The 12453-nt window shown below is 42.4% G+C and carries 8 protein-coding genes and 7 tRNA genes; all 15 read left to right on the forward strand.

The annotated features are described in order from the left end of the window. Positions 1-246 precede the first annotated feature (246 nt). The 15 genes from alaS to BCU57_RS01200 all read left to right on the forward strand — a co-directional run bounded on the left by alaS (position 247) and on the right by BCU57_RS01200 (position 12362). Positions 247-2871, forward strand: a complete 2625-nt coding sequence (gene alaS / locus BCU57_RS01130) for an alanine--tRNA ligase (RefSeq protein ID WP_102438090.1) — start codon at positions 247-249, stop codon at positions 2869-2871. Between the two features lie 415 nt (positions 2872-3286). Next, positions 3287-3490: a carbon storage regulator CsrA gene (gene csrA / locus BCU57_RS01135; protein ID WP_076542996.1), complete on the forward strand. Its 204-nt coding sequence runs from the start codon at positions 3287-3289 to the stop codon at positions 3488-3490. Positions 3491-3717: 227 nt separating this feature from the next. Next, positions 3718-3809, forward strand: a tRNA-Ser gene (locus BCU57_RS01140). Between the two features lie 21 nt (positions 3810-3830). Further along, positions 3831-3907, forward strand: a tRNA-Arg gene (locus tag BCU57_RS01145). A gap of 32 nt (positions 3908-3939) precedes the next feature. Continuing rightward, positions 3940-4016, forward strand: a tRNA-Arg gene (locus tag BCU57_RS01150). A gap of 33 nt (positions 4017-4049) precedes the next feature. After that, positions 4050-4126, forward strand: a tRNA-Arg gene (locus BCU57_RS01155). Between the two features lie 21 nt (positions 4127-4147). Beyond that, positions 4148-4224: transfer RNA gene (locus BCU57_RS01160), tRNA-Arg, on the forward strand. 6 nt (positions 4225-4230) lie between these two features. Next, positions 4231-4322: transfer RNA gene (locus tag BCU57_RS01165), tRNA-Ser, on the forward strand. Between the two features lie 69 nt (positions 4323-4391). Next, a tRNA-Arg gene (locus BCU57_RS01170) sits at positions 4392-4468 on the forward strand. A gap of 759 nt (positions 4469-5227) precedes the next feature. Continuing rightward, positions 5228-5476, forward strand: coding sequence for an OadG family protein (locus BCU57_RS01175; RefSeq protein WP_076542995.1), 249 nt, complete (start codon positions 5228-5230; stop codon positions 5474-5476). A 17-nt stretch (positions 5477-5493) separates the two neighbouring features. Then, entirely contained in the window at positions 5494-7281 is a 1788-nt protein-coding gene (gene oadA, locus BCU57_RS01180) for a sodium-extruding oxaloacetate decarboxylase subunit alpha (protein WP_102438092.1), read from the forward strand. Between the two features lie 8 nt (positions 7282-7289). After that, positions 7290-8420 carry a sodium ion-translocating decarboxylase subunit beta gene (locus tag BCU57_RS01185; RefSeq protein ID WP_102438094.1) on the forward strand — a complete coding sequence of 377 codons (1131 nt, stop codon included), beginning with the start codon at positions 7290-7292 and terminating at the stop codon, positions 8418-8420. 665 nt (positions 8421-9085) lie between these two features. Continuing rightward, the gene (locus tag BCU57_RS01190) at positions 9086-10402 is read left to right on the forward strand and encodes a CmpA/NrtA family ABC transporter substrate-binding protein (RefSeq protein WP_227006757.1); all 1317 of its coding nucleotides are present in this window, start codon (positions 9086-9088) and stop codon (positions 10400-10402) included. A 170-nt stretch (positions 10403-10572) separates the two neighbouring features. Then, positions 10573-11481, forward strand: coding sequence for an ABC transporter permease (locus tag BCU57_RS01195; protein WP_241903509.1), 909 nt, complete (start codon positions 10573-10575; stop codon positions 11479-11481). Positions 11482-11519: 38 nt separating this feature from the next. Next, on the forward strand, positions 11520-12362 hold the full coding sequence (locus tag BCU57_RS01200) for an ABC transporter ATP-binding protein (RefSeq protein ID WP_102438100.1): 843 nt from the start codon (positions 11520-11522) through the stop codon (positions 12360-12362). The last annotated feature ends 91 nt before the right edge of the window (positions 12363-12453 follow it).

Below are 12453 nucleotides of genomic sequence, written 5' to 3' on the forward strand. Positions count from 1 at the left end.
CCACTCTTGTTAGCCGTTTTGTTAGCTGTTTTAGTTGCGGTAATTTTTTGATTACCCATAAATATGGCTATATTGCACAATCAATCAAATATTCGATGATCAAAATCGTTAAATTCCAGCCTAAAATAGCCAATCTATTGCCCTAGAATGTCGCACCTATAGTTTGTTTAAGTATATAATGTTGGCAATTTAGCGCTGACTAACAGCTTCCTGATAAATACGATTTATCCATTTTAGGGCGATTTCATGTTTCAAACTACCGCAGAACTAAGAAGTGCTTTCCTAGAGTTTTTTCGTCACAACGAACATCAAGTTGTCGATAGTAGCTCTTTAGTACCTCACAATGACCCAACTTTACTATTCACCAATGCCGGTATGAATCAGTTTAAAGACTGTTTTTTAGGTCAAGAAAAGCGTAGCTATACCCGAGCGACAACATCGCAACGCTGTGTACGTGCTGGTGGTAAACATAACGACCTTGATAATGTAGGTTACACCGCTCGTCACCATACCTTCTTTGAAATGTTAGGTAACTTCAGTTTTGGTGATTACTTCAAAGAAGAAGCCATTAGCTATGCATGGCGCTTTTTAACTGAAACATTAAAGCTTCCAACCGAGCGTTTATGCGTCACCATCTATGAAACTGATGATGAAGCGTTTGATATCTGGACTAACAAAATTGGTGTCGCCCCTGAAAATATTATCCGCATTGGTGATAATAAAGGTGCACCTTATGCGTCTGATAACTTCTGGCAAATGGGTGACACAGGTCCTTGTGGCCCATGTTCTGAAATATTTTATGATCATGGCGAGCATATCTGGGGCGGTCGCCCTGGTACTCCAGAAGAAGATGGCGATCGTTTCATTGAAATCTGGAATATCGTATTCATGCAATACAACCGTCAAGCTGACGGCGAAATGAAGCCATTACCAAAACCTTCTGTTGATACTGGTATGGGTATTGAGCGTATTGCTGCGATTATGCAAGGCGTACATTCAAACTATGAAATCGATATTTTCAAACAGCTTATTGCTAAAACGGCTGAAATCATTGGTGTCCAAGATTTAGAAAATAAATCTTTACGGGTTATTGCCGATCATATTCGCTCTTGTGCATTTTTAATTGCTGACGGTGTAATGCCGTCAAATGAAGGCCGCGGCTATGTACTACGCCGTATTATTCGCCGCGCAGTGCGTCATGGTAACAAGCTTGGCGCGACAGATACCTTCTTCTACAAATTAGTGCCAACATTAATTGAAGTGATGGGCGATGCAGCTAAAGGCCTTGTTGATGCTAAAGCAATTGTTGAAAAGTCTTTAAAAGCCGAAGAAGAGCAGTTTGCTAGAACGCTAGAGCGTGGCCTAGGTATTTTAGATGCAGCCCTTAATGCACTTGAAGCTAATATTTTAGATGGTGAAACAGCATTTAAACTTTATGACACCTATGGCTTCCCTGTCGACTTAACTGCGGATGTATGTCGTGAGCGTGATATCACCGTTGATGAAGCAGGATTTGAAGCGGCAATGGCTGAGCAGCGCAGCCGAGCACAAGCGGCTGGCAATTTTGGCACTGATTACAATGCAGGCCTTAAAATTGAAGGTGAAACCGAGTTTTGCGGTTATAGCGAGCTAAATGGTCAAGGTAAAATTACAGCTATATATGTAGAAGGTAATGCAGTTGATTCATTAACGGCAGATCAAGAAGCGGTCATTGTATTAGATAATACGCCGTTTTACGCTGAGTCTGGCGGTCAAGTTGGCGACAAAGGCCATTTAACAGTTAATGATGCTAATTTTGCTGTGACCGATACTCAAATTTTTGGTCAAGCTTTCGGTCATCAAGGCAAGTTAGTTGCTGGTGTTTTAAATGTTGGTGATAGCGTTAGCGCTGAAGTCGATAAAAAACTTCGTCATCGTACTCAGCTTAACCATTCAGTGACCCATTTATTACATGCAGCACTACGTAATGTACTGGGTAGCCATGTAAATCAAAAAGGGTCATTAGTTAACCCTGAGCGTTTACGTTTTGACTTTGCTCACTTTGAAGCGGTCACCGCAGCAGAACTTAAGCAAGTTGAAGACATGGTTAATACTCAAATTCGTCGTAACCATGAATTAAAAACTGCGGTTATGGGGATTGATGAAGCCAAAGAGCAGGGCGCAATGGCGTTGTTTGGCGAAAAGTATGACAGCGAAGTGCGTGTGGTTACCATGGGTGACTTCTCTATCGAGCTTTGTGGTGGTACTCATGTTGGCCGTACTGGTGATATTGGTTTATTCAAAATCACTTCAGAAGGTGGTATTGCAGCAGGTATTCGCCGTATTGAAGCGGTAACGGGTGCCGCAGCAATGGCTTATGTTGCTGAGCAGCAATCTCAACTTGAACAAGCGGCAAGTTTGCTTAAGTCAGATTCAGCCTCTGTTGTAGCGAAATTAAAAGCACAGCTTGATAAAGTAAAATCCCTTGAGAAAGAAATGTCGCAGCTAAAAGATAAGTTAGCTGCAGCAGCCAGTGCCGATATTGCTGGTGAAGCTGTTGAGATGAACGGCATCAAGGTATTAGTTAAAAAGCTTGAAGGTGTGGACCCTAAATCTTTACGAGGCTTGCAAGATGAGCTGAAGCAAAAGTTACCGTCATCAATTATCGTGCTCGGTATTGCTGGCGATGCAAAGGTTAACTTGATTGCTGGTGTGAGCAAAGATCTTGTCGGTAAGGTTAAAGCTGGTGAACTTGTGGCTATGGTAGCACAGCAGGTTGGCGGTAAAGGTGGTGGGCGCCCTGATATGGCCCAAGCTGGCGGAACACAACCAGAGAACTTAGATGCAGCATTAGCCTTAGTTCAACCATGGCTCAGCGAACGTTTAGGCTAACTGACAACTTAAGCCATAAGGTGTTTACGGCATTTTATGGCTTGAGTATTAGGTTGAGCTTTGAGATAGTGGTTCGGCAAGCTTATAAAGCATTCTTAGGTATCATTTTTTACGCTTTTTTGACTCAAGCTACTATAATTCTAAATTGAAGCAACTTTTATGCTTTTTTTGTACGCATAAGCAGCAATTTATTAAATTACCTGTTTTGCTTTTGTTTAAAGAATAGCCTTTAAATGTTATCAACTTGAAATAATCAGGCCGCAGGAATACGTTTTTTCTTTTTTTTGGGGTAAAAAGCTTAAAAGTTTTATTGATTTAGTGTCGTCACTAATGATTTGTATTAAGCTAACATTATTAAACGCGCATATTACGGATAGAAGCTGGTGTATGCTGATTGGACTAAAGGAGCAATCGAATGCTGATTTTGACTCGCCGTGTTGGCGAAACATTAATGATAGGTGATGAAGTGACTGTTACTGTACTAGGTGTAAAAGGTAACCAAGTACGTATCGGTGTGAATGCACCTAAAGAAGTATCAGTTCATCGCGAAGAAATTTATCAACGTATCCAGTCTGAAAAATCTGGCAACGTTACACCTGAAGATGGTGGCAATTTCTGATATATCAGACATTGTTTGCGATTTACCAATAAAGCCAGCGAAAGCTGGCTTTATTGTTTTTAGACTATTTAAGATTGTTTGCTAAAAAAAATACAAATTTTTTTAAATGAATTGATGATAATTGTGGCTTAACTCATCAATGTGCTCAAAAACAGTTCAAATGAATATAAGATGCTGAAAAAGGTTTGACTTATTTTCGGCAAACAGTAATATGTGCGCCAAGAAACGGAGAGGTGGCCGAGTGGCCGAAGGCGCTCCCCTGCTAAGGGAGTATGGGCTTTAACTCCCATCGAGGGTTCGAATCCCTCCCTCTCCGCCATTTCTTAAAATAGTAAACGATGCGGATGTAGCTCAGCTGGATAGAGTACCTGGCTACGAACCAGGCGGTCGGAGGTTCGAATCCTCCCATCCGCACCATTTTCTATTGTTGTGTTTAAATTTTTTAATGAGCGGATGTAGCTCAGCTGGATAGAGTACCTGGCTACGAACCAGGCGGTCGGAGGTTCGAATCCTCCCATCCGCACCATTAAATAATTTAAAAGCTGTAAATTTTATATATGCGGATGTAGCTCAGCTGGATAGAGTACCTGGCTACGAACCAGGCGGTCGGAGGTTCGAATCCTCCCATCCGCACCATATAAAATAGTACCTAATTATGCGGATGTAGCTCAGCTGGATAGAGTACCTGGCTACGAACCAGGCGGTCGGAGGTTCGAATCCTCCCATCCGCACCATAATTCGGAGAGGTGGCCGAGTGGCCGAAGGCGCTCCCCTGCTAAGGGAGTATGGGCTTTAACTCCCATCGAGGGTTCGAATCCCTCCCTCTCCGCCATTATTTGCATATTTTAAATATGCAACTAAGCTCAATTAGCACTGAGTAAAGATTGGCAGTAAAAATTTTGCGGATGTAGCTCAGCTGGATAGAGTACCTGGCTACGAACCAGGCGGTCGGAGGTTCGAATCCTCCCATCCGCACCAGTATTAGAAAAAGCCCTGTAGTTATCTACAGGGCTTTTTTTATGCCTAAAATCCAGTCAGTCATATAAAGTGACTTTAAGTTTTCCTGCCAATATACCTACTTCACACTCACTCAAATGTCGCTAACCTGCTTTAGATCTTAAGTCAAAATGAACCACATCAAAATTTGGATAAATCCTTCAGTCATGCTGGTTAGTACGTTCACTCTAGTTGATTAATTGTACTTAGCTTGGTTAATTAGTTTTGTATGCTTTTATTTTAACTACAACTTGATGATGAGCCATAAATTACAAAAACCACTACATATTTATGCTAAATAGAGCATCTGCACAATTTTGGTGAATATAGCTGTTCTTATTTCTGATATCTCTTTTTATATAGATCTTGTCATGACCTTATCATTTTCCTGATAAAGTAATCAAAAATGAAGATTCTTCATTATATGTGAACTATTTTTATCGAATTATCACCAAGGTGGGCTTAATCTTATTAATTTTGGTCTGACCAATTTACAAGGTGTTGGATTAATTGTTATAGATTGGTTATATTTTTCGTCGATAATAAATCACAGGGTAGTTTAATCGCTGAACTGGTGGATTTTAATGGAATAAAAACAGCTTATGCTGAATGAATAATTATTCCTTTTGTTGATGCCGCATCGTTTTGGTGCAATTTATTCAGCAGACGTTATTGACGTGTAAACATTGGAACTGATCCTGTGGGCAATTCTTAATTGCACATAATGACAAGAGAGGGTTTATGACATCATCAATATCCGAGCAATTATTGGATGCCTTGGGCATGATGATAATGGGGATGAGCTTAGTTTTTATATTTTTAAGCATATTAATTATCGGCATTAATCTTGTAGCTAGATTATGTCAGTCAGACATTCAGCCTGTTGTTGCTAATGCGCCTACACCTGTACCCGCAGCTGCGACATCAATTGATCCTAAGTTAATAGCAGCTATCACTTCTGCTATTCACCAGTATCGTGCCAAAGATTAAATCGTTTAGGAGTTATCATGAGCAAGCCTTTAGCGTTAACAGATGTAGTATTACGAGACGCCCATCAATCTATTTTAGCCACGCGCTTACGTTTAGACGATATGTTACCTATTGCACCTTTACTGGATAAAATTGGTTTTTGGTCTTTAGAGTCTTGGGGCGGTGCTACGTTTGATTCTTGTATTCGTTATTTAGGCGAAGACCCTTGGGATCGTATCAGAGAGCTGAAAAAGGCGATGCCAAATACACCACAGCAAATGCTATTGCGTGGTCAGAATTTATTAGGCTATCGTCATTACGCCGATGATGTGGTGACCCGCTTTGTTGAGCGTGCCCATACCAATGGTGTTGATGTTTTCAGAATTTTCGATGCCATGAATGATGTGCGTAACTTAGAAACTGCGGTTAAAGCAGTTAAGCAAGTCGGCGGTCATGCACAAGGTACGATTTCATTTACTAGTAGCCCAGTTCATAACGTGGATACTTGGGTTGATATGGCTAAAAACCTTGAAGACATGGGCTGTGACTCACTGTGCATCAAGGATATGGCAGGCTTACTTAAGCCAATGCAAGCTTATGACCTTATCAGCCGTTTAAAATCTCAAACTGACTTAACCGTTTCTATGCATTGTCATGCTACAACGGGTTTAAGTACTGCAACCTATCAAAAAGCCATTGAGGCTGGTGTTGATATTCTTGATACCGCGATTTCAACCATGAGCCAAACCTATGGCCATTCAGCTACTGAAACATTAGTTGCTATGGCAGAAGACTCGGGCCGCGCCACGGGTTACGACATGGCAGCATTAGAAGAAATTGCCGCTTACTTTAGAGAAGTACGTAAGAAATATGCCCGTTTTGAAGGGGCGCTTAAAGGCATTGATTCACGTATTCTTCGTGCACAAGTGCCAGGTGGCATGTTAACTAACATGGAAAACCAGCTCAAAGAGCAGGGCGCTGCAGATAAAATGGATGAGGTGTTAGAAGAGATCCCTCGTGTGCGTGAAGATCTTGGCTTTTTGCCATTGGTTACACCAACCTCGCAAATTGTCGGCACCCAGTCAGTGATTAATGTCTTAATGGGCGAGCGTTATAAAACCTTAGCTAAAGAAACCGAAGGTGTACTGAAAGGCGAATACGGTGCAACGCCGGCTCCGGTTAATGCCGAGCTGCAAGCACGGGTATTAAATGGCGCAGAGGCTATTACTTGTCGCCCTGCAGATTTAATTGAACCTGAATTAGATAAGCTTCGCAGCGAGCTTGCTGACATCGCTAAGAAAGACGGTATTACATTAGCCGCAGAAACTGATGATGATGTAATGACCTATGCCCTATTTAATCAAATTGGTCTTAAGTTCCTGACTAATCGCGGTAACCCTGATGCCTTTGAGCCAGTGCCAAGTGCTGATGATATGGCCGTGCCTGCGGCTAAAGCTGAAAAAGGCGCTGAAACCTACACTGTTAATGTGCAAGGACAAAGCTTTGTGGTTGAGGTAAGCGAAGGAGGCGATATCAGCCAGATCGTGCCGACATCAGCAGCACCTGCTGCCGTTGCTCCAACTGTTGCTGCTGCACCTGTGAGCGATGAAGTGAAAGCCACCATGAATGCACCACTGTCGGGTAATATTTTTAAAGTATTGGTAAACGATGGCGATCACGTCAATGAAGGTGATGTGGTGTTAATCCTTGAAGCAATGAAAATGGAAACTGAAGTGCGCGCAGCAATAACAGGTTTCATCAAAAATATTTCAGTTAAGCAAGGTGATGCCGTTTCGGTTGGTTCACCATTGTTAGCATTAGCGTAGGAGATAGCATGGAAGGATTACTGGCCTTTTGGTCTGAGACAGGCATTGCTAACTTCGCTCTTGATCAATTATTTATGATGGCAATAGGCGGTTTATTACTGTATCTCGCAATAGCAAAAGGCTTCGAGCCATTACTATTATTGCCTATTGGGTTTGGTGCCATACTGGCGAATATTCCAAATGCGGGTTTCACTGAAGAAGGCGGCTTACTTTGGTACGCCTACCATGTGGGCATTGAGACCGGCATATTTCCATTACTGATTTTCATGGGCGTGGGGGCATTAACCGATTTTGGTGCATTAATCGCTAACCCAAAAACCTTATTGTTGGGCGCTGCAGCCCAATTCGGGATATTTGCGACTTTATTAGGTGCAATTGCTCTTAATGTGGTGCCGGGTTTTGAGTTCAGCATGACTGACGCCGCAGCCATTGCGATTATTGGTGGTGCAGATGGTCCAACTGCGATTTTCTTAGCCTCAAAACTAGCCCCTGATTTATTAGGTGCGATTGCTGTTGCAGCTTATTCATACATGGCATTAGTGCCGTTAATTCAGCCGCCAATTATGCGTCTATTAACCAATGAGTCAGAGCGTAGCATCAAAATGGAGCAGCTACGTGAAGTCAGTAAGAAAGAGAAAATTATCTTTCCCTTGATGGTTGTCGGTCTAACGATTTTGTTCCTACCAGCGGCGTCGCCTTTAGTGGGCATGTTCTGTTTAGGTAACTTAATGCGTGAGTCTGGCGTGGTTGATAGACTATCTTCTACCGCGCAAAACGAGCTTATCAATATTGTGACTATCTTTTTAGGTTTAGCTGTAGGCTCTAAATTACAGGCAGAACAGTTCTTACGCATTGAAACCTTGGGTATTCTTATTTTAGGTGCCGTGGCATTTAGTATTGGTACTGCTTCAGGGGTATTAATGGCGAAGTTCATGTCTAAGCTATCTGGTGGCAAAGTTAACCCATTGATTGGCGCAGCAGGAGTTTCTGCAGTGCCGATGGCGGCGCGCGTTGTTAACAAGGTAGGTCTTGAAGCTAATAACCAAAACTTCTTGCTGATGCATGCTATGGGGCCAAACGTGGCTGGTGTATTAGGTAGTGCTGTTGCTGCAGGTGTACTACTTGCGGTATTAGGCTAACCAGAGTTGTTTCAACAAGAGTAACCATCAGCTAATGCGTCTCAATTAGCTTAAGTTAGTGATTCAGATTAGTTACTCGCATTAGTTGCTAAATAAAAGCCACTTAATCACCAGATTAAGTGGCTTTTTTATATCGGTAGCTCAATTTCATTTGCTTATCTATCGGTTTAGTTATCGACACAGCCATGACTTAATCATTTACTCTGCGACTAACACAATCACAATCACATACGCAATCACCTACACAGTCAGCAACTAAACCCCAAGTTCCGGTGCTAGTCTAAAGTTAAATGCTGCCCAAAAAAGTGCAACAGTATTTTATCTTGCACCGTTACGGACGCTTAGGGGCAATAGGTTTTTCAGTTGCAAACACATTTAATCATTTATAACAGAGGTTTACATTTATGGCATGGTTACTGAATGGACTATGACAACAATACTCGTCATTGAGACTATTTATTGGTTTAATCTGCAGTTTGTTGAATATTTATGCAGAGCGACAAGATGGAACACATTAACGATAAAGCAAAGGCGCTTTAATTATTCCTTAGGGATAATTAAAGCGCCTTTTTTGTTTTAAGTCATTTTAAACTTAAAAGGGATAAACGATGAACTGGAAAACGTCTTTTAAACAGCTTGCGGTCGCGCTAAGTATTGGTGCAGCGATGCAAGTTAATGTTGCCACTGCAGAAGTAGGCTTTCCTGAAAAAGAAGAGCTGACATTTGGTTTTATTAAACTGACCGATATGGCGCCTATCGCTATCGCTTATGAAAATGGTTATTTCGAAGAAGAAGGCTTATACGTCACCATCGAAGCTCAAGCTAACTGGAAAGTGTTACTGGACGGCGTGATTGATGGCCGCTTAGATGGGGCGCATATGCTAGCAGGTCAGCCTATTGCAGCCACGATTGGTTATGGTACCAAAGCCCATATCATTACGCCTTTTTCAATGGATTTAAATGGTAATGCTATTACTGTATCCAATGATATTTGGGCGCAAATGAAGCCTAACATCGCTAAAAATGCTGATGGTAAACCGGTTCATCCCATTAAAGCAGACTCGCTCAAACCTGTGGTAGATAAATATAACGAGCAAGGTAAGCCCTTTAAGATGGGCATGGTATTTCCAGTCTCTACCCACAACTATGAACTACGTTATTGGTTAGCCGCTGGTGGTATTCACCCCGGTTTTTATGCGCCTCACAAAGGTGATACTTCAGGACAACTTGACGCTGAAGCTTACTTATCTGTTACGCCGCCACCGCAAATGCCATCAACCCTTGAAGCTGGCACCATCTATGGCTACTGCGTTGGTGAGCCTTGGAACCAACAAGCGGTATTTAAAGGCATCGGGGTGCCAGTGGTTACCGATTATGAAATTTGGAAAGATAACCCTGAAAAAGTATTTGGTATTACTGCAGAATTTGCTGAAAAGTATCCAAACACCACTATTCGCTTAACTAGAGCATTAATTAAAGCGGCTAAATGGTTAGACGAAAACAACAATGCTAACCGCCCAGCAGCTGTGAAAATCTTATCTCAATCTAACTATGTTGGCGCTGATTACGATGTGATTGCCAATAGCATGACGGGCACCTTTGAATATGAGAAAGGTGATAAGCGCGCGGTGCCTGATTTCAACGTGTTCTTTCGTTATAACGCAACCTACCCATATTACTCAGATGCGATTTGGTACTTAACCCAAATGCGTCGTTGGGGACAGATTTCAGATGATAAGCCTGATACTTGGTACAAAGAGATAGCTGCCAAGGTTTACCGTCCAGATATCTATGCCAAAGCGGCGCAATCGTTAATTGATGATAAAAGTATTGATGCCAAACATTTCCCTGACTTTGCTACTGAAACGGGCTTTAAAAAGCCGCAGCAACATTTTATTGATGACATTGTGTATGACGGTAGTGCACCGAATGCCTATATCAACAAGTTCAGTATCGGATTAAAACAAGGCGACAAACTGTAAGCCTGAGCTTAAGTACTTTATCTCGAGTTTTATGTCGAGTTTGATTCAGATTTTATGCAAGTAAGAGCTATCGAAGTGAGGATAGACCTATGACAACCATTGCAAGATTAGCGCAGAGACTCCCTATGGATAAGTCGGCTGTAACTTCGTTGTTAGCCAAATCAGCGGCAATGAGCAAAGTATTATTATTACCGCTCATCGGTATTACCGTGTTTTTGGTTATTTGGTCAATTACAGCCAATAATATTAATACATCCCTAGGTAAGTTTCCTGGTCCTGTGGCTGTTATAGGTCAGTTCGATGGGCTTTACCAAGAGCATAATGCCGAGCGAGAAAAGGCGGCGGCTTTTTATGAGCGCCAACAAGTTCGCAATAATGCAAGGCTGGCTGCCGATCCCAGTTATCAAGCGAAAACCAGAACGTACACCGGTAAGGAAACCTTCTTCGATCAGATAGTGACCTCACTTATCACGGTTATGTCTGGGTTTATACTAGCCGCCATTATTGCTATCCCCATGGGGATCTGGATGGGGTTAAGTAAAACCGTTAATGCGGCGGTGAATCCGATAGTGCAAATATTCAAACCTGTGTCACCACTGGCATGGTTGCCGTTGGTGACCATGGTGGTGAGCGCGTTATATGTGTCACCGGATCCGATGTTCTCTAAATCATTTATCAACTCCATGTTAACCGTCACCCTCTGTAGTCTGTGGCCCATGGTCATCAATACCTCAATAGGGGTGGCATCCATTGATTCTGACTTACTCAATGTCAGCCGGGTGCTGCGCTTATCACCGTTAACCCACGTACAAAAAATCGTGCTACCAGCATCAATACCGTTGATTTTTACTGGCATGCGTTTATCCCTGAGTGTCGCATGGATGGTGTTAATTGCCGCTGAAATGTTGGCGCAAAACCCAGGGCTTGGAAAGTTTGTTTGGGATGAGTTCCAAAACGGCAGTTCAGAATCTCTGTCACGAATAATGGCGGCAGTGATTGTGATTGGCTTTATTGGCTTTTTGTTAGACCGTGGCGTACTGGCACTACAGCGCTGGTTCTCTTGGGATAAAAGTCACTAACTGGTTGAAGAGTTCGTTGAGGAATAAGGATAAATCTTATGAGTGTATTTTTAGATATTAGTAATATCGACATGGACTTCCCAACCCCAAATGGGCCGTTTAAGGCGCTAAAGGAAGTCAATTTAAAAATTAATAAAGGCGAGTTTGTCTCGCTTATTGGTCACTCGGGGTGTGGTAAATCAACCGTACTCAATATTGTGGCGGGGCTATATCAAGCCACTAAAGGTGGGGTGATTTTAAATAGTACTGAAGTCTCAGAGCCCGGCCCTGAGCGAGCTGTGGTGTTTCAAAACCACTCTTTATTGCCTTGGTTAACCTCATATCAAAATGTGGAATTAGCAGTAAAGCAGGTGTTTAAAGGCACTAAGTCAAAAGCTGAAATGAAGCAATGGATTGAATACAACCTGAGCCTAGTGCATATGGATCATGCGATGCACAAACTGCCCAGTGAAATATCAGGCGGCATGAAACAACGAGTGGGCATCGCCAGAGCCTTGGCAATGGAACCTGAAGTGCTATTGATGGATGAGCCTTTTGGGGCGCTCGATGCTTTGACCCGAGCCCATATGCAAGACTCGCTGATGGAAATTCAACTGGAGCTTAATAATACCGTCATCATGATCACCCATGACGTGGATGAAGCGGTATTGCTGTCAGACAACATTGTGATGATGACCAATGGCCCAGAAGCAACCGTGGGTGAAATTCTTGCAGTTGATTTACCCCGCCCAAGAGATCGTCTGGCGCTAGCAGAAGATCCTGAATACAACCGTTTGCGGGCCGAAGTACTGAAGTTTCTTTATGAGAAACAGCGCAAAGTAGAGCCTATTAATATTAGTAAGTCATTAACTACATCAGATGAACAGGCTGAAGCGGTTTAACACTGATGCATGGAACAGTTTAGTTATAAATATAAAAGGAAAGATGATGAAACAGAAGCAACTCGCTGCACTGATTAATAGCAAATTAACC

This window comes from Shewanella sp. 10N.286.48.B5 (assembly GCF_002874355.2).
Classification (GTDB): Bacteria; Pseudomonadota; Gammaproteobacteria; order Enterobacterales; family Shewanellaceae; genus Shewanella.